24 protein-coding genes and 1 riboswitch are annotated in these 24,518 nt (G+C 38.2%); of the genes, 5 read left to right on the forward strand and 19 right to left on the reverse strand.

Annotated features, from left to right (window positions below):
• Positions 1-195: 195 nt before the first annotated feature.
• The 3 genes from DVJ99_RS06695 to DVJ99_RS06705 form a co-directional block, all read right to left on the reverse strand.
• Positions 196-855 (reverse strand): potassium channel family protein, encoded by a 660-nt coding sequence (locus DVJ99_RS06695; protein ID WP_105993799.1) that lies wholly within the window; start codon positions 853-855, stop codon positions 196-198.
• 94 nt (positions 856-949) lie between these two features.
• Positions 950-1,987 (reverse strand): cytochrome d ubiquinol oxidase subunit II, encoded by a 1,038-nt coding sequence (locus DVJ99_RS06700; RefSeq protein ID WP_114603647.1) that lies wholly within the window; start codon positions 1,985-1,987, stop codon positions 950-952.
• Positions 1,984-3,339, reverse strand: coding sequence for a cytochrome ubiquinol oxidase subunit I (locus DVJ99_RS06705; protein WP_114603648.1), 1,356 nt, complete (start codon positions 3,337-3,339; stop codon positions 1,984-1,986). Before DVJ99_RS06705 ends, DVJ99_RS06700 begins: the two co-directional genes overlap by 4 nt.
• Before the next feature lie 166 nt (positions 3,340-3,505).
• On the opposite strand from DVJ99_RS06705, the gene DVJ99_RS06710 reads away from it, so the two are divergent.
• Positions 3,506-3,742 (forward strand): glutaredoxin family protein, encoded by a 237-nt coding sequence (locus DVJ99_RS06710; protein WP_114603649.1) that lies wholly within the window; start codon positions 3,506-3,508, stop codon positions 3,740-3,742.
• A gap of 306 nt (positions 3,743-4,048) precedes the next feature.
• On the opposite strand, the gene ptsP is transcribed toward DVJ99_RS06710, so the two are convergent.
• The 5 genes from ptsP to auxA all read right to left on the reverse strand — a co-directional run bounded on the left by ptsP (position 4,049) and on the right by auxA (position 9,380).
• Positions 4,049-5,770 carry a phosphoenolpyruvate--protein phosphotransferase gene (gene ptsP, locus DVJ99_RS06715; protein WP_114603650.1) on the reverse strand — a complete coding sequence of 574 codons (1,722 nt, stop codon included), beginning with the start codon at positions 5,768-5,770 and terminating at the stop codon, positions 4,049-4,051.
• 1 nt (position 5,771) lies between these two features.
• Entirely contained in the window at positions 5,772-6,038 is a 267-nt protein-coding gene (locus DVJ99_RS06720) for a phosphocarrier protein HPr (protein WP_105993794.1), read from the reverse strand.
• Positions 6,039-6,195: 157 nt separating this feature from the next.
• Positions 6,196-6,747 (reverse strand): DUF697 domain-containing protein, encoded by a 552-nt coding sequence (locus DVJ99_RS06725; RefSeq protein WP_114603651.1) that lies wholly within the window; start codon positions 6,745-6,747, stop codon positions 6,196-6,198.
• 3 nt (positions 6,748-6,750) lie between these two features.
• Positions 6,751-7,953, reverse strand: a complete 1,203-nt coding sequence (locus tag DVJ99_RS06730; RefSeq protein WP_114603652.1) for a class I SAM-dependent rRNA methyltransferase — start codon at positions 7,951-7,953, stop codon at positions 6,751-6,753.
• A 131-nt stretch (positions 7,954-8,084) separates the two neighbouring features.
• Positions 8,085-9,380 carry a lipoteichoic acid stability factor AuxA gene (gene auxA / locus DVJ99_RS06735; protein ID WP_114603653.1) on the reverse strand — a complete coding sequence of 432 codons (1,296 nt, stop codon included), beginning with the start codon at positions 9,378-9,380 and terminating at the stop codon, positions 8,085-8,087.
• A gap of 237 nt (positions 9,381-9,617) precedes the next feature.
• Positions 9,618-9,719: riboswitch (TPP riboswitch) on the forward strand.
• 104 nt (positions 9,720-9,823) lie between these two features.
• Here auxA and DVJ99_RS06740 point away from each other — a divergent pair.
• The 4 genes from DVJ99_RS06740 (at position 9,824) to DVJ99_RS06755 (ending at position 13,070) form a co-directional block, all read left to right on the forward strand.
• On the forward strand, positions 9,824-10,399 hold the full coding sequence (locus DVJ99_RS06740) for an ECF transporter S component (protein WP_105993790.1): 576 nt from the start codon (positions 9,824-9,826) through the stop codon (positions 10,397-10,399).
• A 12-nt stretch (positions 10,400-10,411) separates the two neighbouring features.
• On the forward strand, positions 10,412-11,821 hold the full coding sequence (locus DVJ99_RS06745; protein WP_114603654.1) for an ABC transporter ATP-binding protein: 1,410 nt from the start codon (positions 10,412-10,414) through the stop codon (positions 11,819-11,821).
• Positions 11,814-12,608 carry an energy-coupling factor transporter transmembrane component T family protein gene (locus DVJ99_RS06750; protein WP_114603655.1) on the forward strand — a complete coding sequence of 265 codons (795 nt, stop codon included), beginning with the start codon at positions 11,814-11,816 and terminating at the stop codon, positions 12,606-12,608. Before DVJ99_RS06745 ends, DVJ99_RS06750 begins: the two co-directional genes overlap by 8 nt.
• Before the next feature lie 237 nt (positions 12,609-12,845).
• A complete protein-coding gene (locus DVJ99_RS06755) occupies positions 12,846-13,070 on the forward strand; it encodes a hypothetical protein (RefSeq protein ID WP_105993787.1) in 225 nt (74 codons plus the stop codon).
• A 172-nt stretch (positions 13,071-13,242) separates the two neighbouring features.
• Here DVJ99_RS06755 and purD read toward each other — a convergent pair whose 3' ends face one another.
• From purD to purE, 11 genes are read right to left on the reverse strand one after another with little or no spacing between them, the layout of a single operon-like run.
• Positions 13,243-14,490: a phosphoribosylamine--glycine ligase gene (gene purD / locus DVJ99_RS06760; protein WP_114603656.1), complete on the reverse strand. Its 1,248-nt coding sequence runs from the start codon at positions 14,488-14,490 to the stop codon at positions 13,243-13,245.
• Between the two features lie 24 nt (positions 14,491-14,514).
• Positions 14,515-15,993, reverse strand: coding sequence for a bifunctional phosphoribosylaminoimidazolecarboxamide formyltransferase/IMP cyclohydrolase (gene purH, locus DVJ99_RS06765; RefSeq protein ID WP_114603657.1), 1,479 nt, complete (start codon positions 15,991-15,993; stop codon positions 14,515-14,517).
• A 17-nt stretch (positions 15,994-16,010) separates the two neighbouring features.
• A complete protein-coding gene (gene purN / locus DVJ99_RS06770) occupies positions 16,011-16,577 on the reverse strand; it encodes a phosphoribosylglycinamide formyltransferase (RefSeq protein ID WP_114603658.1) in 567 nt (188 codons plus the stop codon).
• Positions 16,574-17,611, reverse strand: coding sequence for a phosphoribosylformylglycinamidine cyclo-ligase (purM, locus tag DVJ99_RS06775; RefSeq protein ID WP_114603659.1), 1,038 nt, complete (start codon positions 17,609-17,611; stop codon positions 16,574-16,576). The genes purN and purM overlap by 4 nt, the downstream gene beginning before the upstream one ends.
• Positions 17,612-17,615: 4 nt before the next feature.
• Positions 17,616-19,037 carry an amidophosphoribosyltransferase gene (purF, locus tag DVJ99_RS06780; protein ID WP_114603660.1) on the reverse strand — a complete coding sequence of 474 codons (1,422 nt, stop codon included), beginning with the start codon at positions 19,035-19,037 and terminating at the stop codon, positions 17,616-17,618.
• Positions 19,016-21,205 (reverse strand): phosphoribosylformylglycinamidine synthase subunit PurL, encoded by a 2,190-nt coding sequence (gene purL / locus DVJ99_RS06785; RefSeq protein ID WP_114603661.1) that lies wholly within the window; start codon positions 21,203-21,205, stop codon positions 19,016-19,018. Before purL ends, purF begins: the two co-directional genes overlap by 22 nt.
• Positions 21,198-21,869: a phosphoribosylformylglycinamidine synthase subunit PurQ gene (purQ, locus tag DVJ99_RS06790; RefSeq protein WP_105993780.1), complete on the reverse strand. Its 672-nt coding sequence runs from the start codon at positions 21,867-21,869 to the stop codon at positions 21,198-21,200. Before purQ ends, purL begins: the two co-directional genes overlap by 8 nt.
• On the reverse strand, positions 21,869-22,129 hold the full coding sequence (gene purS, locus DVJ99_RS06795; RefSeq protein WP_105993779.1) for a phosphoribosylformylglycinamidine synthase subunit PurS: 261 nt from the start codon (positions 22,127-22,129) through the stop codon (positions 21,869-21,871). Before purS ends, purQ begins: the two co-directional genes overlap by 1 nt.
• Entirely contained in the window at positions 22,129-22,833 is a 705-nt protein-coding gene (gene purC, locus DVJ99_RS06800; protein WP_105993778.1) for a phosphoribosylaminoimidazolesuccinocarboxamide synthase, read from the reverse strand. The genes purS and purC overlap by 1 nt, the downstream gene beginning before the upstream one ends.
• Positions 22,833-23,960 (reverse strand): 5-(carboxyamino)imidazole ribonucleotide synthase, encoded by a 1,128-nt coding sequence (gene purK, locus DVJ99_RS06805; RefSeq protein WP_114603662.1) that lies wholly within the window; start codon positions 23,958-23,960, stop codon positions 22,833-22,835. The genes purC and purK overlap by 1 nt, the downstream gene beginning before the upstream one ends.
• A complete protein-coding gene (gene purE / locus DVJ99_RS06810; RefSeq protein WP_002480494.1) occupies positions 23,947-24,429 on the reverse strand; it encodes a 5-(carboxyamino)imidazole ribonucleotide mutase in 483 nt (160 codons plus the stop codon). The genes purK and purE overlap by 14 nt, the downstream gene beginning before the upstream one ends.
• Positions 24,430-24,518 lie beyond the last annotated feature (89 nt).

Here is a 24,518-nt window from a genome sequence, read left to right on the forward strand (position 1 = left end):
TAGGCACTTTAAATTATAGAGGCAATTGCGCTTTTTGTGTATCAAAAAAGGCGGGAAGTTTTACCTTCCCACCATAAAAGATGAAGAACCTACAGTGTAAGGTAAACACTTTAGAAGATAGGAAAAGCACATTCCGCGGAATGTGCTTTTTTGTATGCTTATATTTTCTATGTTTATAAACTTTCTTAAATTGAGTTAGTGGACGAGTTTTTTCTCGAAACGGTTCAAGTCATTATCATGACCAATCATAATCAGGATATCTCCTAATTCGATATTCATATTAGGATCTGGCGAAATAATAACATCTTTGCCGCGCTTAATCGCAATAATGTTGATACCGAAATTCGCACGGATATCCAAGTCTACAATCGTTTGACCTGCAATGCGTTCGTTGGCCTTCGCTTCAACAATTGAATATTCATCCGCAAGTTCAAGGTAATCCAAGACACTTGCACTCGCAATATTATGAGCAATACGACGGCCCATATCACGTTCTGGGTGTACGACTAAATCGGCACCGATTTTATTCAAAATCTTAGCATGGTAGTCATTTTGCGCTTTCGCAATAACTTTTTTAACGCCTAACTCTTTTAGAATCAAAGTCGTTAATGTACTCGTTTGGATATTTTCACCAATCGCAACAATGACTTGATCAAAGTTGCGGATCCCTAAACTTTTCATAACCGCTTCATCTGTTGTATCAGCAACCACTGCATGTGTCGCAATTTCACTGTATTCATTTACACGGGCTTCGCTTAAATCAATCGCCATCACGTCCATGCCTAATGCATTCAGTTCACGGACAATACTGCCGCCGAAACGCCCCAATCCTATAACAACGAATTCTTTTTCCATAGCAACCTCCACAAAATAAAAGTGAGATAAGGCAATGAACGCTTTACATCATTTACAGATGCATACGCTGCCTCACCTCACCTAAGACTCAATATCAATAATGACCTTCATCATTTTTACCTTCAACATAATCTTTGTTGAAAATGAATAATCTCATTAATAATATTAACGATGGAACAAGCAAAAGTAAACCAAGAATTGCCGCAATGGTTAAAGCAAGCGCCATTGTATCATCTGCACTGTGCAGCTCACCATTGATATATGGGTATAAAATGTATGGCCATTTACTGATACCATAACCAGCTACTGCTGTACCCATTTGTGCAATCACAAGCATAAATACTGTTCCAGGTGATTTTTTCATTATAGATAAAATCCATGCGGCCAACAAGCATAAAATACTTAATGCAAACAGCCACCAATATTGACCGACCATAATGTCAAAGTGCTGTTTGTTTTGAGAACGCAATGTGATGAAAGTAAATAAAGATACTAAAGCCATCGGAGGCCCCCAGAAAATAAACCACATGCGTATAATATTATAACCCTTCATATTTTCTGCTTTACGTGCATAGTAAGCAAGGAAACCTGCTGAAATATACATGACGGACACTAGGGATAAGAAGACAACAGCCCAAGCAAACGGACTGAAGAATAAATCTACCCAGTTTAAATCCACGCCTGTACCTTTGTTGGTCTTATGGATATAACCGCCTTCAGAAATAACAAGTCCCATACTTAGTGCGGCTGGAATAAATAAACCAGAAACACTATGCAAGACGAGCCAAGAGAATTTTGAATCAGGTCCGTAGTTTTGGAAAGCGTAGAAACTGCCGCGAATCGTCAGCAAGATCAACGCAATAGAACCAGGCACCAATAAGACTGAACCATAGTAATATGCGAAGTCCGGGAAGAATCCGACAATCCCTACTGTAAAGAACACTAAGAACACGTTCGTGACTTCCCAAACTGGGTTTAAATAGCGCCCGATCAGCGGAACTAATGTACTTTCAGTGCCTCTTAATTTCGATTGTAAAATGAAGATACCTGCCCCAAAGTCAATCGAACCTACGATAATATACAAGAATAAGAATAGATAAAGAACAATCATACCAAACGCTGTGATACTCATGATACTTCACCTCGGCTCTCTTCTAATTTTTCAACGTCTTTATACGGCGGGTTATTCTTGAACATACGTATTAAGACATATGTCGCAGTGAATAGAATAATAAAGTAAACTACACCAAAGGCAATCGTTACCCCCGTCAAGCCGCCTGCACGTGTTGCGGCTTCAGATACTCTCATATAGCCTCTTATAATCCACGGCTGACGACCCATCTCTGTTAAGAACCAACCGAATTCGATAGATAACATTGCGGCAGGTCCTGTAAGCAAGATAGCGTATAATAAACTTTTATGGGTTGAGAAATTGCGCCATTTTTTAACAATACGTGTCAGAACATAAATACCTGAAACAACAAGACAGAAGATACCGCCGACCACCATTAAATCAAAGAAATAGTGAACGATTAAAGGCGGCTGTTCATCTTTAGGGAAACTGTTCAACCCTTTAACTTCTGTTTTGACATTATTGTCTGATAAGAAGCTTAGTAAGCCGGGTAGTTTAATTGCGCCTTTGACCTCTTGTGTCTTTTCATCCAGTACACCAAAGAGTACCAGATCCGCGTTTTTCTCATCTTCAAAATGCCATTCATATGCGGCTAATTTTTCAGGTTGTTCGTTATGCAAGAACTTCGCTGACAAGTCCCCTGCCAACATTGAACCTAAAGTAAAGATTAAGCCGACTGTCATCGTCAGTTTTAAAGCCTTTTTATGATAAGCTTTATCTTTTTCGAATTTGCCTTTTAATAACTTAAATGCCGCAATCGCAGCTAATATAAAGGCCATTGTCATAATTGCAGTTGTAATCACGTGGAATGCTCGAACCCCGAAAGAAGCGTTGAACATTGCTGCGACGGGATCTACATAAAGCATTTTGCCATCAGACATTTTAAATCCATCCGGCGTATTCATAAATGAGTTAACAGAAGTGATGAAGAAGGCAGATAATGTACCGCCCAGCACAACTGGAATACTCATAATCAAATGTGTCCATTTGTTTTTGAAACGTTCCCATGTATAGAAGTAAATACTTAAGAAAATCGCTTCAAAGAAGAATGCAAAGACTTCCATAAATAGCGGCAAGGCTATCACGTGTCCTGCAACTCTCATAAATTCCGGCCAAAGCAATGATAATTGAATTTCAATAATGGTACCTGTCACAACACCGACAGCTACGGTAACCGCATAACCTTTGGCCCACCTTTTAGCTAATGTAATATATTTTGCATCATTTCTCTTAATTCCAAGAAACTCCGCAATTGCGAACATAAGCGGCATGCCTACCCCTATCGTCGCAAAAATAATATGCACAGCTAAGGTCATACCGGTTAGAAATCTGCTTAATTCTACTGCTTCCATGATATCACCCTGTTCTCTTTATATTTGGTTACTGTACAATGCCCGCAATACTTTAAAGACAGCACTTTACACTTTCTTGTACATTCAAATTCATGCAGTAAGCTTGATTTTTATATTTCACTTTAATAAAGTTAAGTCATCAATTTATTGAAAGGAAAGATGATTAATGACGAATGTCGTAGTTTATACTCAAAACGAGTGTCCGCCTTGCCAATTCATTAAGCAATATTTCGATCAGCATCAAGTTGCGTATACAGAGAAAAATATCTCTAATACAGAATACCGCAATGAAATGATAGATTATGATGCTTTTTCAACACCTTTTATCTTGATTGACGATACACCTATGTATCAAGTCGACTTGGATAAAATTAATGAATTGCTGAAAATTGAAGGAAATTAAAGTGAATTTGAATGCACGCTATTAATTTCTACCATTAAATTAAGACTTTTAAACAAAACAAAAGCAAGCGTACATAGGCACAGTACCCATAATGTTACGCTTTATTGTGCTAGTTTACAATCATTCTAATCAAGAATTCAATAATATCAAATAATTATTTAAACTTTCGTCACAATTTCGTAATACCTCAGTTTATTTCTAGCAAATATTAAAAACTATGTATATTGATTGGGATACTCAACTAATCGAACATACAAAAAAACCGTGAAAATGATGCAAGCATCATTCACGGTTTTATTTTATTAATTAAGCATTTTGTGTATATTCATTAACAAGTGCTACAACTTCGTCAGATGTTGCACAGTTGACTGCTTTTGCTGCTAATTCTTTCATTTGTTCTTCGCTTAATCCTCTGATCAAACGACGTGCTTTAAGAATAGATGTCGCACTCATTGAGAACTCATCTAAACCAAGACCTAATAATAAAGGAATTGCAGTTTGGTCTCCGGCCATTTCACCGCACATACCTGTCCATTTACCTTCAGCATGTGATGCTTCAATTACACGTTGAACTAAACGTAAAATTGCTGGGTTGTATGGTTGGTATAAGTATGAAACGCGTTCTGACATACGGTCAGCAGCCATTGTATATTGAATCAAGTCATTTGTTCCGATACTGAAGAAGTCTACTTCTTTAGCGAAGACATCTGCAAGTGCAGCTGTAGATGGAATTTCTACCATGATACCTAATTCGATATCATCTGACACTTCAACGCCTTCATTTTTAAGGTTTTGACGTTCTTCTTCAAGCAATGCTTTAGCATCGCGGAATTCTTGAATCGTCGCAACCATTGGGAACATAATGTTTAATTTTCCGTAAACTGATGCACGTAATAACGCACGTAATTGCGGACGGAAAATTTCAGGTTGTGCTAAGCACAAACGAATAGCACGGTAACCTAAGAATGGGTTCATTTCTTCAGGCAAGTCAAGATAAGGAAGTTCTTTATCTCCACCAATATCTAAAGTACGAACAACAACACGTTTGCCTTCCATTGCTTCAAGCACAGCTTTGTATGCTTCGAATTGTTCGTCTTCAGTCGGCATTTGATCGCGTCCCATATAAAGGAACTCAGTACGATATAACCCAATACCTTCTGCACCGTTCTCGATTACACCTGGTAAATCGTTAGGTGTTCCGATGTTTGCAGCTAATTCTACATGATGGCCGTCTTCTGTTACAGATTCAGCATCACGTAATTTTTGTAATTCTTTTTTGTCTTTGAAGAAGTTGTCGCGTTTTTCTTGATACTCTGCCACAACATCTTCGCTTGGATTGATAATAACATCACCTGTCATACCATCTACGATAATGATGTCGCCTGCTTCCACTTCTTCTGTAATAGATTTAGTACCTACTACTGCTGGAATTTCTAATGAACGACTCATGATGGCAGAGTGAGATGTTCTGCCTCCAATGTTAGTTACGAATCCTTGCACATATTGTTTGTTAAGTTGTGCAGTATCTGAAGGTGTTAAGTCATTCCCGATAATGACAACACTTTCATCAATGATACTTGGATTTGGTAAATCCACACCTAAAATATGTGCTAATACACGTTTAGATACGTCGCGGATATCTGCTGCACGTTCTGCCATGTATTCATTGTCCATTGATTCAAATATTGTGATAAATTGATTTGAAACATCTGTTAATGCTTGTGCCGCATTAACATTTTCATTTTTGATTTTGTCTTCAATAGGTTGGATAAGCTCAGGATCTTCAAGTACTAATAAATGTGCATCGAAGATCGCAGCTTTATCTGCGCCTAATTGTTGTTCAGCATTGTTTCTGATTTTAGTCAATTCAACTTTTGATGTGTTAAGTGCGCCGTTAAATTTAGCAACTTCAGCCTCTGTATCAGTGATCGTTTCATTATCAAACGTTAAGTCAGGTTCAACTAATAAATAGGCTTTTGCGATTGCAACACCGTCAGATGCTGCAATCCCTTTAATTGTTTTAGCCATATTATTTAGTTAAGCCTTCTTTTGATAAAACGTCAGTGATAGCTTGAATTGCATCAGCTTCGTCGCTTCCGTCAGCATAGATAGTGATGTCAGCATCTTTACCTACGCCTAAGCTCATAACACCCATAATTGATTTTAAGTTGACTTTTTTGCCGTTATATTCTAATTGAATATCTGAATCAAATTTTGAAGCTGTTTGTACAAGCATTGTAGCTGGACGAGCATGAATACCTGTTTCGTCAATGATAGTGTATGATTGTTGTTCCATAATAATCTTTCTCCTTCGCATCCATTAATTGGTGATAAGCTCACCTGAACATTATTACACCTTAACATTACCAAAATATGCCTCTAAATTCAATTTGTTTAACCCTTGCAGAGACATGATTTTAGTGTTTTTGTGAAAATATGCACAATTATTTTGCTTACTGATTCTCTAATAACTTTTTGGCAACGTTTTCACATTTTTGAATGTGATCTTCGCCCATTTTCTTCATAAAGTAATAACTGATTGAAGCTGAAATCGCTTGCCCGACAAACGGGAACCATTTCGTCTGTTTAGCTGCTGTTCTTTTCGCAACATCTCTGACAATTATTTTCAAGATACCTTTAGAAATCGTTCTGCCGATAAATTGACTGCCTTGGATAGATGCCGCAGCTAACACACGTTCTTTCAAGTCATCACTCATACGATTCACTTGTTTATGGTCTACACCGTAAATTTTATTGATATCTTCGATAATATCTTTCATCAGCTTCAAGTCAACACCGAAACCTAAACCTGGAATCGGAACGACACTTGCTGTAGATGATAATAATGATTTCTTTCTTACAAGCTCTTCAGCGCGTTCGCGTCTTTCCTGCAAGTCTTTTGCATTAATCGGTAGTCTCCCCTTCTTTGAAACAGGGTCGATTTTTAAGACTTTATGACCGATTTTATCAGTCGTGCCTTTAATAAATTTATCTTTTATCCCCATATTTTAATCCTCCTCTATTATTACTTCTTCCTCTTTATGTGATACCCGAACGAAGACGACTTTTAAATATTTGGATGGCTTGAAATGCGGATGTGTTTTGAAATCTTTTGGAAGTCCCATAGCTTCTTCAATCTCAAAATCAACATTTTGTTCGTTCAGCGTCTTTTTAATCATGTTTTTAAACGCTTTTGAAGTCAGTGCACTTGAGTTGGTACTTAAAATCAAAGTACCGCCATCGCTGAGTATCGGCAATGCCTCTTCGATTAATTTGTGATAGTCTTTTTGCACAGTGAATACTTTCTTTTTATTGCGTGCAAAACTTGGCGGATCAATCACAATTGTGTCATAAAGCTTGCCATGTCTTGCCGCATAATGATAAAAGTCAAACGTATCCATCACATAAATATATTGTGTTTTCGGGTCTATACCATTTACCCCAAAATTCTCTTCCGTCAAACTTCTTGAGCGGTTAGCTAAATCAACGCTCGTTGTTTCTAACGCTGTTTGAGCCGCAATGACTGAGAATGCGCCTGTATAACTGAATAAGTTTAATACACTGCGCTCAGGTGCATAAACATCTCTCAATTTTTTTCTGACTTCTTTTTGGTCTAAGAAAATACCTGTCATAGGTCCATCATCTAAATCAACATTATAAAATGTAAAGTTCTCTTCGATGACCATCGGGAATTCAGGTGCTTCACCTGTCACAAAGCCGCTTTTTACATCACTGTCTTTAAAGCGTGTCTTTTCGAAAATAGATGTATACGGGAACACAGATTTGATTGCTTCTAGTACATTATATCTGAACTTATAAATACCTTTTGAATACCATTGAATCAATAAATGGCGATCATAATAGTCGATAGTCAAACCGCCTACACCGTCTCCTTCAGCGTTGAATAGACGAAACGCATTTGTACCATCGATATCAAAATAATATTGTCTGTAATCTAAAGCCGCTTCAAACAAACCTTCAAAGAATGAAGTATCGATTGCTTCTTGTGCATCATAACTTAATACCCAGCCAAGACCTTTATGCTGGCGACCTACGTAAGCCGTCGCAATATAACGGCCATCATCAGTAATGATATGGAAAATATCCCCGTCTTTTAAATGACTATGTTCAAAAATATCTTCTTCATCTACTAAAGGATACTGGTTTAAATATTTTTGTTCTTTACCTTTATTTAAAATTGCTGTCTTCATAATTATTATTCCGCCTTCTATGTGTAGTTACTTTCATCTTAACGTATAATACAGTCCCTTTCTAAACAGAACAACTAAAAAAATAAAAAAGCCGAGAAATCTTTATTTGATTTCTCGACTTCAGCTTGTTGTTAATGATCCGGTGTTCTTAATTGAATAATAAATGCAATGGTTACCGCAACAAGCATTATAAATAAGATCGGTGTGATAAAAATTGATAATAATAAGCCATGAATCATGATGTTCACGAATTCAGTAAGTAATTTGAAGAACAAGATACTTACCATGAAGAGTTGTGCATAGTACAGTTTGCCGCGTAAGAAATGCGTCAATGTTGTAATAATATAAGCGATGATGACAAGCAGCAATAGGAATAAAGTCACCCATTCAATAACATAAGATGTCTGTGACAATTCCCAATCGCCTGACATAAATAATCCATTACGGTTGTTCAATTCTAATAATGTAAATAAGAACAGAATCGTTCCGCAAATCAACTCTACAATACCTGGTTTGATCCATTTCGGACGACGCATCCAATTCGGAATATCGTCTTCCTGCAAATCAATTTTATCTTTAATTGTCTTTTTAATTTTATCTCTTTTTGTTCTGATTTTCTCTAAGTCAATGCTTCTGCGTGTACGGTGTGTGAATTCTTGAGTACGTTCTTGAATTTCACGCAATTGTTCTTTCGTTTGGCTGATTGCACCATTTTTATCAGTTCTAGAGTATTCCATTTCTTCTCCAAGTTCTGCTTTAGTTAAAGGCAATGAACGTCTTAGGAATAAAAAGTTCCAAATCGACATTTGGCCTAAACACCACATCACTAAGAAGAACGCATTGACACTTAAAATATCAATCAATGCAATTTCATGACTCTCTATTCTTCCGTATAACGAAATCTGAGATATTAAATAACTGATACCATACGTACAGATGATCCATAAATAATGTTCCTTCTGATGGTCGCTGTTAAGTTCGTCCTTATAAACAATATAGCCGATATGCACAATGAACGGGATAATAAATATAACTGCAAAGAAACCGTAGACTTGTGTCATAAAGACAATTGTGATGAGGAAGAAAAAGATTCCTATTATAAGGAAGAAAATTGAAATATCATAATCATATTTTGTCGTGATAAATAACAAATAGCCGATCCAAAGCAATGCAACGCCGAATAAGATGATTAAGATGGCGCTGATGATTGGGAAATGGCCGATAAATTGACTCATAATCCGGATAATTTCAATAAAGAATGCATTGATGAAATCCCACACATTATTAATATGTAAGTCAACCTTGCTCCCCTTAGCAAGTTTATGGATGAATGATAAATTGAGCAGTACAATGATGCCAATTAAGAGTGAAACAATGCCAATAATCAAACTAAAAATGATCTCAGCGTGCTTCTTTATATACGACATGTTTTTCACCTCATAGTTATTATATATGAACAGACGTGTTGTGTCTTTAAAAATTGTAGTAAATCATTCTATGGTAGTATATTAGAATTGGTCAGCACACTCAATCCTTTACTTTTGTTTTTACACAAATTTAATCTTTTGTCATCTTAATTCAATACCCGTTCTTATAAGGATGAATCGCAAAATGACCTTGACATCTAGTACTAAAAAGCATACATTTATTATAAATCAAATGAATAAATGCACTAGGGGTGTTTCGAACTGAGATGAAGCACATGCTTCAAACCCTTCGAACCTGATCTAGCTTGGACTAGCGTAGGAAAGTGCGGAAGATGAACCGGTTGTCGATTGAGGGTGGTACCGGTTTGTTCCGATGCCTGTTTCACGCTGCTTGCTAGACAAGTTTGCGTGTTTTTTATTTTTATAGGAGGAATTGATTCATTATGTCTAAAGGGCTTAAACTTTCAGATATCTTAGTTACTGTGTTAATCGCAGTCATCTTTGCTATCATTTACAACATTTGGAACCTTGTATACAAAGCGATGCAAGTGACTGGATTGCACTTAGAAGAATTATCTTATGGTATGTGGTTTGCTGCAGCTGTTGTTGCTTACCTGATCATTCCTAAAGCAGGCGTCGCTTTACTCGCTGAATTTGCTGCGGGTGCTGGTGAAACTATCGTCATGGGACGCTTTGATATTGCAACAATTATTTACGGCTTGCTTCAAGGTTTAGCATGTGAAATTATTTTTGCGATTTTCCGTTATAAATCACGCAAATTAATGGTGGCAGTCATTGCTGGTTTAGCAGCTGCACTTGTTACTTTCCCAATCGACTTCTACTATGGTTATCTTGGTGAAGTTGCAGGATGGAACTTATTCTTATATGTGTTCTTCCGTTGTATCAGCGGTATTGTATTAGCAGGGATTTTCCCATACTACCTTGTCAAAGCACTGGATCAGACCGGAGTTACCAAACTCTTCCGCCCTGCTTCTAAAAAAGATTACGACAATTTGTAAGGAGATATTATCTTGTTACTTGCTCAAAATTTACGACTCAAATATCCAAATGCACAAAATAAAATCTTTGATGGTTTAAATATAGAAATACCTGACAAACAAAAAGTCTTGCTTTTAGGTCCGTCAGGCTGCGGCAAAAGTACTTTGCTTAATGTATTAAGCGGTATTGTACCGAACTTGATTGAATTGCCTATGAAGTATGATGACTTAAAAGCAGATTTAAACAGCGGTGTGATTTTCCAAGATCCGGATACACAGTTTTGTATGCCTAAAGTATATGAGGAATTAGCATTCGTATTAGAAAACAAACAAGTACCGCGTAAAGATATGGATGCGTTAATTCAACGTGCTTTAGAATCTGTAGATTTAGAAGTAGGTCCAAAACAAACCGTGTCTCAATTAAGCGGCGGTATGAAACAAAAATTAGCTATTGCTGAAACGGTACTCCAAGAAGCAGATACCCTCTTCTTGGATGAACCGACCGCTATGCTGGATGTAGATGCGACTGAGGATTTATGGAATAAAATCAAAGAGATGTGGCAAGATCAAACTGTACTCATCGTTGAGCATAAAGTAGAACACATTTGGGAACATGTCGATCGTGTCATATTAATGGGCCATGGCGGCCACATCATTGCTGATGACACACCTGAGGTAATATTGAACCAGCATGAAGATTTATTAACAGAATACGGCGTATGGCACCCTAAAGCTTGGGACCATGCACCACAACCAAATTTAAACGCTGCTGCACCTTCAAAAGCACGCTTTAAGTATATAGAGGGTGAAATTATCAGAGGCAAAAAGACATTGATTCAAGTCCCTGACTTTGAAATCGGTGATGGCGAGTGGATTACGATTACCGGTAAAAACGGTGCGGGTAAAACCACTTTATTAGAATCGATGATGCAGCTGATTAAATATCGCGGTGCCATGTCCTATGATGGCCAACCGCTTCACAAAATTAAAGAAGCTGCCCAGCATATGTACTTGGTCTATCAAAATCCAGAACTGCAATTTATCACAAATTCAGTTTATGAAGAGATTTTCATCAACTTCAGCGGTCCTGATGCAGATGCAGAAACAAAACAACTGATAGAAATGTTGAATTTAGAAGCTGTTCAAGAACATCACCCGTTCGAATTATCTATGGGTCAAAAACGTCGATTAAGCGTCGCAACAGCGTTAAGCTCTCATGCTGATATTATCTTATTAGATGAGCCGACGTTTGGTTTAGACAGCCGCAACACATTTAATTTATTATCGCTTTTCCAAAAACGTGTTGCACAAGGACAAACCATTATAATGGTTACACACGACCCGCATATTATCGAACGCTACCCTACAAGACGTATTGAGTTGCGTGATCATATGTTATGTGAAGATGAGCTCTTTGAAATGGAAGGTGAAGACAATGTTTGAAGCATGGAAAAAATATTTCACCTTCGTAGATGAAGTCAATATCATTACCAAATTAGGTTTAGGTATTTTCTTATTCTTCTTTGTCATCTTTATACACAACTTTGATGTGATGATTTATTTAACCGCTCTGATGTTTTTATTCTTACTCATCTTTGGCGGTATGAAGGTTAAGATAACAGCACTATTTGTAGTTTATACAATACTATTCAGTATCATCTCAGCACTGTTCATGATTTTCTATGGTGATGGCACACATACGCTATTTAAATTAGGATTTATTCATATTACGACAGAAAGTTTAGTCAGAGGTCTGCATTTATCAATGCGTACAGATACTGTAACTTTCTTTGGGATTGTGATGGCATTCACTTCTCAAATTGTGATGATCTTCTACAGTTTAATGCAGCACTTAAAAGTAAAACCTAAAGTCGCTTATGCCTTTATGGCAGCGATACGTATGGTACCTTTAATCATCAGTTCATTTGTACAATTAAGAAAATCATTGAAGATGCGCTATCGCATGGTGGATAAATCTAATTACAGAGGCTTTAAACGCATCAAGCATTTGATGATTCCTCTGTTAAGCCAAAACATCCGAAAAGCACATCAACTCTCTGTTGCGATGGAGAAAAAAGGATTTAAAGATGGTCCGAGAACTTATTATTACTACGCACCATTTAGTTATCGCGACTTGATCTTTATCTTACTCTTCGCCGCAATATTAATCATTGCTATATTATTAGCACATTATGTGCCGATTACAGGCATCACAGATGTACGTGGTTGACACATTTCGATGTAGTTTTTAAAATAGCTATCGGGCTGTTAGTCGTCGAGCTGCAGCCCAACCAATATTTACATTTTCATTCATCCATATTTTTCCCAGCAGTAGACGGTTACCGATTCGACCGTTTGCTGCTTATTTTTATAATAACCATCATTTCTTTTTTTAGTTAATACACCCCTATTATAAATGCTATAATTAAGGTAATCAGATTTACACATACGATGGGAGGCAATTTTCATGAAGAAACGTAACGATGCATACGAAAAAGGCTACCAACAAGCCGTAAGAGAAATTGAAACCATGACAAAACTAAAAAATAAAAAACGCCGACTTAACCGTTTTATCAAAAAACGCAAACGTGCTTGGCGCTTCCGCCAACTTTTCAATAAACACAGCTCTCGCTTTGTGGCTGGCTATAAACAAGCCTATATCGATATGGCTAAATCAACACCTGATGAGTAAGGGATATACCCCTTGCTCATTTTTTTATAACAAAACAATAGTAATAGATATGCAATCGTATTATGTGAGTAGTTCATACATATTTAAACTGGTGCAGACACATGACTAACTTAATAAAAAAACCAACCAAACAATTCAAAGAAAAAGTTTGGTTGGTTTAATGTATCTTCAATTATTGTTCGTGTTTAATTGCTTTATCACAAATGTCTCTGCGATAGAATAAGCCGTCACTTTCAATTGCATCTGCTTTTTTGTAAGCTTCTGCTTTTGCTTCTTTGACAGTTTTTCCTTCACCAATGACTAAGATGACACGGCCGCCAGAAGTGACATAGTCGTCGCCTTCTTTTTTCAAGCCGCTGACAAATGTGCTGCCGTCTAAATTGAAGCCTGAAACTTTAACGCCTTTTTCGTAAGCACCTGGATAGCCTTTAGAAGCAAGCATCACACCTGCGACTGCTTCGTCTTTCCATTTGAATTCAATCGGTTGACGTGCTTCTAAATCTAAGATGTGCTGCATCAAGTCGCTTTCCATACGTGTTAAGAGTACTTGTGCTTCCGGATCTCCAAAGCGTGCGTTAAATTCAATGACTTTCGGTCCTTCTTCTGTAAGGATGGCACCGATATAAAGGACACCAAAGAATGGATAACCTTCTAGTTGCATCGCTTTTGCGATAGGTTGTGCAATTTCTTCATTCGTACGTTTTAATACGTCTTGTGAAATATGAGGTACTGGACAATAAGCACCCATACCGCCTGTATTCGGTCCTTTATCACCATCATATGCGCGTTTATGGTCTTGTGCAATCGTATCAAACGGTACTGCATAGTCTCCATTGACGAAAGTCATTACAGAGTATTCTTCACCTTCCAAGAATTCTTCGAAGACTACTTTGCCTTCTTCTTCTGGATAAAGTGTTTCAACGCCTTCTTTCGCTTCTTCTCGTGTCATCGCAATAATAACACCTTTACCAGCAGCTAACCCATCTTTCTTCAAGACAACTGGAATTTTACAGTCTTCTACATACTTTAATGCTTCTGTTTTAGAATCCACTTCAACATACTCTGCTGTCGGAATACCGTATTTTTCCATGATATGTTTTGCAAAAGCTTTAGAACCTTCGATTTGAGCAGCAGCTGCGCCTGGTCCGAAGACTTTAACGCCCGCTTCGCGCAATTTATCGCCTAAGCCTTCAGTTAACGGTTGTTCAGGACCTACAACTGCCCATTCAACACCATTTTCTGCAGCGAATTTAACAATTTCATCATGTGCTGTTTCAGCGATTTCACCATGCACTTCAGCTACAGTTTCCATCGCTGCATTTCCAGGAATTGCATACACTTGGTCAACAAGTTCAGATTGATTTAATTTATGGGCAAGAACATGTTCACGTCCTCCGCCCCCGATAACTAATACTTTCATCTTGAGCATTTTCCTCCTGAATGATTAATGTTTGAAGTGACGTACACCTGTCATTACCATCGCAATGCCGTGTTTGTCAGCCATATCAATTGAGTCTTGGTCTTTAATAGAACCGCCTGGTTGGATAATTGCTTTAATACCCGCTTTAGCAGCTAATTCTACTGTGTCATCCATAGGGAAGAAACCATCAGAAACCAAAGCAACATTGTCGTTGATTTCAATTGCACGTTCAATTGCAATTTCTGCAGATCCGACACGGTTCATTTGTCCCGCACCGATACCTACTGTTTGATGATCGTTGCTTAAGATAACGGCATTACTTTTAACCGCCGCAACAACTTTCCAACCTAATTCCATTGCTTTCCATTGTGCTTCAGTCGGTTCAGCTTTTGTGACAACTTTCATATCGTCTCGTGTAATTGTTTTAGTATCTTTATCTTGAACTAAGTAGCCGCCTGAAACAGAAACGAATTCTTGTTCATCATGGTCTAATGTCATATCTACTTCTAATAAGCGGATATTTTTCTTTTGAGTTAAGACTTCAAGTGCTTCATCTGTGAATGAAGGTGCAATCACAACTTCTAAGAAGATGGAATGTAATTTTTCAGCTAATGCTTTTGAAACTGGACGGTTGACCGCAACGATACCGCCGAAGATAGATTGGCTGTCTGCCTCATAAGCATTTTGGTAAGCTTCTTCGATTGATTCGCCTACACCAACACCGCAAGGGTTCATGTGTTTCACTGCAACAGCAGCCGGTCCTTCGAATTTCTTAACTAATGCGAGTGTTGCGTCCGCATCTTTGATATTGTTAAAGCTTAATTGTTTCCCGTGTAATTGTTTAGCGCCTGCAATAGTATTATCTGCATCTGAAGTACGTACAAAGTAAGCAGTTTGTTGAGGGTTTTCACCATAACGCAACTGTTCTTTGTTTTCTTTAAAGAAGTTCACAATCGCATTATCATAATCATTTGTATGTTCGAATACTTTAATCATTAATGATTTGCGGAAGTTTTCATCTAAAGTATTGTTTTTCAAATGTTCAATAACTGTGTCGTAGTCAGCTGGATCTACAACTGTTGTCACATGTTTAAAGTTTTTCGCTGCTGCACGCAACATTGTCGGTCCGCCGATATCAATATTTTCAATCGCATCCATTTCAGTAACATCTGGATTTGCGACTGTTTCTTTGAATGGATATAAGTTCACAACAACCATATCAATCAAGTCGATACCTTGTTCTTTTAATTGTTGCAAATGTTCTGGTTTATCGCGATCTGCTAAGATACCGCCATGTACTGCAGGATGTAAAGTTTTAACACGACCATCCATGATTTCATCAAATTGTGTTAAGTCTGAAACAGATTTAACTGGTACACCCGCTTCATCTAATGCACGTTTTGTACCGCCTGTTGAATAAAGTTCATAATCTAACTCAACTAATGATTTGGCGAAATCTACAATGCCGCTTTTATCTGATACACTTAAAATTACTTTTTTCATGATAGAAATTGCCCCTCTTATCGAATAATTTTTGCGATGACTCTAGGATAAAGTTCATATTCTAAATTTTTAATACGTTCTTCTAGTTGTGCTTTGGTATCATCCGGATGAATCTCACAACGACTTTGCTCGATAATCTCACCAGTGTCCATACCGCTGTCTACATAATGCACGGTTGACCCTGTTTCTTTATCTCCGCTTTCATAAGCTTGGCCGATAGCGTCAATACCTTTAAATTTAGGCAATAATGAAGGATGAATATTTAAAATTCGTCCTTCATATGCCACTAATAAGTCTGGGCCGATTAAACGCATATAACCGGCTAAGACGATCCATTCTACTTGTTCTGCTTTCAGCAGCTTTATTAATTGTTGTTCGTATTCTTTTTTAGAATCAAACGTTTTAGGGATTGTCACATGCACAGGCACACCTAGTTGCTGTGCACGTTCAATCGCATAAGCATCATCATGGTCTGTGTATAATGCTGTGACTTCAATATTTTGCAGTTGTCCCTCTTTGACACGTTGTACGATGTTTTCAAAGTTGCTGCCAGAACCTGACGCAAAGATTGCTACTTTAGTCACGCTTTAACCCCCGTTAATTCGATTGGTTCTTCTTTACCTTCAACAATTTTACCGATTTGATAAGCAGTGACATTTTGTGCTTTCAAGATGTCTAACGCTTTGTCAGCATCTGATTCATCAACCACTAAAGTGAAACCAATACCCATATTGAAGATATTGTACATTTCTTCAGTGTCGATGCTGCCTGCTTCTTGCAGCCAGTCAAAGATTTTCGGTGTAGTGAAAGATTGCACATCAATTTCAGCTGTAACACCTTCAGGCAAAGCACGCGGAATATTTTCATAGAAACCGCCGCCAGTGATATGTGTCATCGCATGCAATTTCACTTGCTCTTTAACAGCTAAGACAGGTTTCACATAAAGACGTGTAGGTTCTAAGAAAGTCTCTAAATACGTACGTCCGTTATCGAACTCTGCATTTAAATCAACACCAGATTCTTTGATTAAGTGACGCACTAAGCTGTAGCCGTTTGAGTGGATACCGCTTGATGCTAAACCAAGGATCACTTGTCCAGGTTTTACAGATGAACCATCGATATAGTCATCTTTTTCAACAGCACCTACCGCAAATCCAGCTAAGTCGTATTCGCCTTCATGATACATTTCGCCCATTTCAGCAGTTTCTCCGCCGATTAAAGCAGTGTTTGTTTCTTCACAGCCGTCGCTGACACCTTTAACAATTTGTTCGATGACTTCTGGTACTACTTTGTTTGTCGCAATGTAGTCAAGGAAGTAAAGCGGCTCAGCGCCAGTTGTTAAAATGTCGTTGACACACATAGCGACTGCATCGATACCGATTGTGTCATGTTTGTCATTGTCGATTGCTAATTTCAATTTAGTTCCAACACCGTCAGTACCTGAGACTAAGACAGGTTTTTGCATGTTTAATTGTGATAAATCAAACGCTGCACCGAAACCTCCTAATCCGCCAAGCACCTCTTTACGCATTGTACGTTGCACATGGCTTTTCATACGTTCTACTGCTTCATAGCCGGCATGAATATCTACACCAGCATTTTTATAAGACTCTGCCACAGCTTTACACTCCTCTTCTTTTCAGTTCTTTAACTTCTGGTAATTGATGGTCAACAATTTCGATAGGATAGTTGCCTGTAAAGCAAGCATCACACTCGCCTTTTGAATCGAATTCTTTAAAGACTTCGTGCATACCTTCAACAGATAAGTAAGTTAAGGAATCTGCACCGATCATTTCTTTAATCTCTTCAACAGAATGCTGTGCTGCCATTAATTCTGCATGTGTAGAGACATCAATACCGTAATAGCAAGGATCCACAAGCGGAGGTGATGAAATACCCATATGTACTTCTTTCGCTCCTGCAGATTTTAAAGCCTTCACGATATATTTGCTTGTTGTACCGCGTACAATCGAGTCATCAATCACAACGACACGTTTGCCTTCAATGACATCTCTGATTGGAGAGTGTTTCATGCGTACTTGTTTCTCGCGTACACTTTGATCAGGCGTAATGAAAGTACGGCCGATGTAACGGTTTTTAAGCAAGCCTTGTTCGTTAGGAATACCTGAATATTCCGCGAAACCTTTCGCTGCTTGTAATGACGAATCAGGAACACCAATTACGATATCCGCATCAATGCCCATTTCACTTGCTAATTTCTTACCTAATGCTTTACGCACATTGTAAATTGAATGTTTATGGAATTCTGAATCAGGACGTGCAAAGTACACATATTCCATAGAACACATATTATGATTGATATCAGTTGAATAATAATCATAATCTATATCATGTTCACCGCTGAATGTGATTAATTCACCCGGTTCGATATCTCTGATATAAGTTGCGCCAATTGCTTGGAATGCACATGTTTCACTGGCTACGCAATACGCACCGTCAACTTCGCCAAGCATTAATGGACGTACACCATTGTTATCTCTGACCGCTGCTAATTGATTCGTATTCAGCATGACACAGCTGAATGCACCTTTAACTTGGTTCAAGGCTGCTTTTTGGTTCGTTTTGATATTAGGCGAGTTGCCTTTAATCAATAAATGCGCTAACACTTCTGAATCGCTTGTTGTTTGGAAAACACTGCCTTCAGATTCTAAAGCATGACGTATTTTCACTGCATTCGTTAAGTTGCCGTTATGCGCAAGACCTAAATCGCCTTTTGAATGTTTGAATAAAAATGGTTGTACATTTGCAATTTCGCTTGCACCTGTTGTCGCATAGCGAACGTGACCGATCGCATGCTGATAACCTTGCAATGATTCTAGCTGTGCGTCTGAAATCGCCTCAGTCAACAAACCCATGCCGCGTGCGCCAAACAGATTTTCTCCGTTTGAGCACACGATACCAGCACCTTCTTGGCCACGGTGCTGCAAGCTATGCAACGCCATGTAAGTTAAAGTTGCTGCATGGGGATGATTCCATATGCCAAAGACTCCACATTCTTCATTTAATCCGCGGATGTCATACATTGAGGAATTGCTCCTTCCCAAATTTCGTTTAACGTCGACACGTTTTCTTCTACAGTAGTTTGACCGTTTGTTACTTTGAACTTGCCATCCTCAGTGATAGTTCCAATTTCTTGTGCGTTTGGAATATCTAGCGATTGTCCTTCTTTAACAGCAACAATGTATCGGCCTTGTGTTTCACTGAATAATTGAGCGTCTGACACGTCTAATTTTGCGTCTACACCTAAACCGTAGTGAGCACTGATTCTAGCTAATGAAATCAGTAAGCCGCCTTTACCTACAGTTTGGACATGAGAAGCTTTGCCGTTTCTGACAGCTTCTTTGATTTGTTCGCCTTTTTCAACTTCATTTGATAAGTCGATAGCTTCTGATTCATGGTTGACTTTGCTGTATAATAATTTTTCGATTTGGCTGCCGCCGAAATCGTCGCGTGTTTCGCCTACAACATATAATTTATCGCCAGCATGCGGTTGGAAATCTTTTAAGTAATCAATGTCTTCGATTAAGCCCACCATACCTACTACAGGTGTTGGGAAGATCGATGTACCGCGTGTTTCGTTATAAAGTGAAACGTTACCTGAAACAACAGGTGTTTTAAGTACTTCACATGCTTCAGCCATACCTTTTGTAGAATCAGCAAGTTGTTGATAGATTTCTTTTTTCTCTGGAGAACCATAGTTTAAGCAGTCTGTCATTGCAAGTGGTGTTGCACCTACAGCAATTAAGTTGCGGTATGCTTCAGCAACGACCATTTTACCGCCTTCGTATGGTTGGTTGAATACGTAACGTGCTTCACCATCGATAGTTGAAGCAACAGCTTTATTTGTACCTTCAACACGTACAACAGATGCTTGCAAGCCTGGTTTGATAACAGTGTTTGCACCCACTTGTTGATCGTATTGTTCATATAAATAACGTTTAGAAGCAATTGTTGGATGTGCTAATAATTTGTGGAATACATCGTTCACATCTACTTTGCTGTAATCATTTTTAGAAGTGTTATATTCTTTTTCTTCCCCTTCTAAAATGTATACAGGAGCTTCATCAGATAATGGTTGTACAGGAATATCTGCATAAACTTCGTCTTCATAAGTAAGAACGAAACGATCAGTATCTGTAACTTCACCGATAATTGCACTGTCTAGTTCATGCTTTTCAAATAAGTCTAAGAATTTTTGTTCAGTACCTTTTTCAACTACTAACAACATACGCTCTTGTGTTTCTGAAAGCATCATTTCATAAGGTGAGATACCTTCTTCACGTACAGGCACTTGGTCTAAACGCATATGCATACCGCTGCCGCCTTTAGCTGCCATTTCTGAAGAAGATGATGTTAAACCAGCAGCACCCATATCTTGAATACCTACTAATTCTGGGAAAGTAATCGCTTCAAGCGTTGCTTCCATTAATTTTTTACCAACGAATGGGTCGCCGATTTGTACTGAAGGACGTTTGCTTTCGCTTTCTTCGCTTAATTCTTCAGAAGCGAATGTAGCACCATGGATACCGTCACGGCCAGTTTTCAAACCTACATAAATAACAGAGTTGCCTTTACCTTTTGCAGTACCTTTTTGGATTTTATCGTGGTCGATGATACCTACGCACATAGCGTTAACTAACGGGTTGCCGTCATAACGTTCATCGAATTCGATTTCCCCTGCAGTTGTCGGGATACCGATACAGTTGCCGTATCCGCCGATACCAGCTACAACACCGCGTAATAATGTACGGTTTTGAACTTCGTCTAATTCACCGAAACGCAAGCTGTTTAATAAGTTGATCGGACGCGCACCGATTGAAACGATGTCACGGATAATACCGCCCACACCTGTTGCTGCACCTTGGTAAGGTTCGATTGCAGATGGGTGGTTATGTGATTCAACTTTGAATACTACTGCTTGGTTGTCACCGATATCTACAACACCAGCACCTTCACCAGGTCCCATTAAGACATGCTCGCCTGATGTAGGGAACTGAGTCAAGAAAGGTTTAGAGTGTTTGTATGAGCAGTGTTCACTCCACATTACTGAGAAGATACCGATTTCTGTAAAGTTTGGCTGACGTCCTAGGATTTCAACAACTTTATCATATTCAGCATCTGTTAATCCCATATCACGGTATAAATGTTCTGATTTGATTTCTTCGATACTTGGTTCAATAAACTTAGGCATTTTGTTCCCTCCAACTATTTACCATTGACTCAAATAATTTTACGCCATCGTCTGTTCCTAAAATTGCTTCTAAAGCACGTTCTGGGTGAGGCATCATTCCGCAAACATTACCTTTTTCGTTAACAATTCCGGCAATATCATCATATGATCCGTTTGGATTGTGTGCATATTTCAAGATAATTTGATTGTTTGCTTCTAATGCTTTGTACATTTCTTCTGTACAGTAATAGTTGCCTTCACCATGTGCAACTGGATAAATCACTGTTTCGTTTTCAGCATAATCTTTAGTGAAAGGTGTAGTGTTGTTCACTACTTTCAATTCTTCATTACGGCTTACGAATAAATGAGAATCGTTGTGTAATAATGCGCCTGGTAATAAACCAATTTCCGTTAAAATTTGGAAGCCGTTGCAAACACCAAGTACAGGTTTGCCTTCTTCTGCAAAGCGTTTCACTTCTTTGATAACGGGTGCAACACTCGCCATCGCGCCTGAGCGCAAGTAATCTCCGAAAGAGAATCCGCCAGGGATTAATACACCGTCAAAACCTTCTAAAGAAGTTGCGCGGTAATCTACATATTCTGCTTCTGCACCTGTTTTCAAAGCTGCATTTAACATGTCTCTGTCACAGTTTGAACCAGGGAATACAAGTACTGCGAATTTCATTATGCATTCTCCTTTTCATCGAGTACTTTATAGCTGTACTCTTCAATTACAGTGTTTGCGAATAATTTTTCACTTAATGTTGTAACGATATTATGAACCGCTTCATCTGTTGCTTCATCCACTGTCATATAAAGTAATTTACCTACACGGATATCATTCACTTGGTTGTAGCCTAAGTCATGTACTGCACGGTTAAGTGCTTGTCCTTGTGTATCTAGTACCTGTGGTTGTAATGTGATGTGCAATTCGATAGTTTTCATTATTTAAGATCCTCCAGTTTATTTAAGAAAGTTTGGTAAGTTTCGATAATTGAACCGCGGTCTTCACGGTAAACGTCTTTGTCAAAGTTAGTATCGCTGTCTTTTTCCCAGATACGGCATGTATCAGGTGAAATTTCGTCAGCTAATAAAATGTGACCGTCTTTTGTACGGCCGAATTCAATTTTAAAGTCTACTAATCTTAAGTTAATGCTGCTTAATAAATCAAGCAAGGCTTGGTTGACACCTAAAGCCATTTGTTTCAATGTTGCAATTTCTTCTTCGTTTGCAATGTTGAGCAATTTAATATGGTCATCAGTGATTAAAGGATCATTTAAAGCATCGTTTTTATAGAAAAATTCAACAAGCGGTGTTTTAAATTCATGTCCTTTATCAAAACCTAATCTTCTTGTAATAGAACCTGCTGCAATGTTGCGTACAACAACCTCTAAAGGAATAATTTTGACTGCTTGTACTAATTGTTCAGTTTCAGAAGTTTGTTTGATAAAGTGGCTTTTAATGCCGTGTTCTTTAAGGTGTTCAAAAATAATTGAAGTAATTTTGTTGTTTAAACGGCCTTTACCATCGATGTGGTCTTTTTTAGCACCGTTTCCTGCTGTAACTTCGTCTTTGTATTCTACGCGTAAAACTCCATCTTCTTCTGTTGAATAAATACGTTTGGCTTTTCCTTCATATAATAATGACATTATTGTGCTCCTCCCTTAAAGGTTGCCAACATGTCTTGTTCAGTTTTATCAATGTCATCAGTTAAAACTGTCATGTGGCCCATTTTTCTTGATGGTTTTCTTGATGCTTTGCCATAAATATGAACATGCCATTCCGGATGATCTCCGAAGTCGTCTTCTAATAAATCTAAATCTTTACCAAGCAAATTCATCATTACAGCTGGTTTTAAAATTTCAATGCGTTCTGGCAGTTTCTGTCCAGTTACCGCTAAGATATGTGTATCAAATTGAGAGAAGTCACATGCCTCGATTGAGTAATGGCCAGAGTTGTGCGGTCTTGGTGCAATTTCGTTTACATATAAGTTGTTGTCCTTATCAATAAAGAACTCTACTGTAAATGTACCCACAAAATGCACTTTTTCTTTGATTTTATCTACTTCAGCACGTGCTTCTGCTTCTTTGTCAGAACGTGCCGGTACGATAGTCTTGAATAAAACTTGATTGCGGTGTTCGTTTTCTTGTAATGGGAAATAAACGATTTGGCCGCCATTTCCGATTGTTACGGTTAATGAAACTTCTTTATATAAGTCTAAGAATTTTTCAGCTACACATTCTTGTACTTCGATTAACGCTTTAGCTTCGTCCAAGTCTTCTGCTGAGCGGACTAAGATTTGGCCTTTGCCGTCGTATCCGCCGAAGCGTGTTTTAACCATGAACGGATAGCCTAATTTTTCTACTGTTGCGTCAAGATCTTCTGCATTTGTTAATTGTGCATAAGGAACGATTTTTGTTCCGGCTGATTCTAATGTCTGCTTTTCAGTCAAACGGTCTTGCAATAAATGAATTGCTTGATAACCTTGAGGCACATTAAATTCTTTCGTGAGTGTTTCTAATTGATCTGCAGCAATATTTTCAAACTCATATGTTACAACATCAGAAGCTTCACCTAGTTGTCTTAATGCATCTAAGTCATCATAAGCTGCATTAATAAATTCGTGTGCTACATATTGGCACGGTGCTTCTTTGTCAGGATCGAGAACAATGACTCTGAAGCCCATCTTTTGAGCTGATTGTGCCATCATTTTTCCAAGTTGCCCGCCGCCGATGATTCCGACAGTTGATCCAAACTTTAATTTACTGAAGTTCACTTTGCATCTCTCCTACTTTATCGACTAGTGATTGTTGGTAAGCTTCTAATTTCTCTTTTACTTCATCGCTTTGAATACTTAAGATTCTAGCTGCAAGAATTCCAGCGTTTTTCGCACCTGCTTTTCCGATTGCTGTTGTCGCAACTGGAATGCCGCCAGGCATTTGGACGATTGAAAGTAATGAATCTAAACCTTTTAGACTCTTAGATTCAATTGGTACTCCGATAACAGGCAATGTTGTCATAGAAGCAACCATACCTGGTAAATGTGCTGCGCCGCCTGCTCCTGCAATGATGACATCATAACCGTTTAATCTTGCTTCAGTCGCAAAATCAAACATAAGTTTCGGTGTACGATGTGCAGAAACAACCTTCTTATCATACGGAATTCCGAATTGATCTAACATCTGGCAACTTTCTGACATCATGTCCCAGTCAGAGGAGCTGCCCATAATAACTGCCACTTTCAAATTGAACACCCTTTCAATTATTTGAAATTTTAATCTAGTAAGTTGTATATTACAGATATAGCATAACAAATCAGGTCATGCTTTTTCAA

The organism is Staphylococcus sp. EZ-P03, assembly GCF_003344575.1.
GTDB lineage: Bacteria > Bacillota > Bacilli > Staphylococcales > Staphylococcaceae > Staphylococcus > Staphylococcus simulans_B.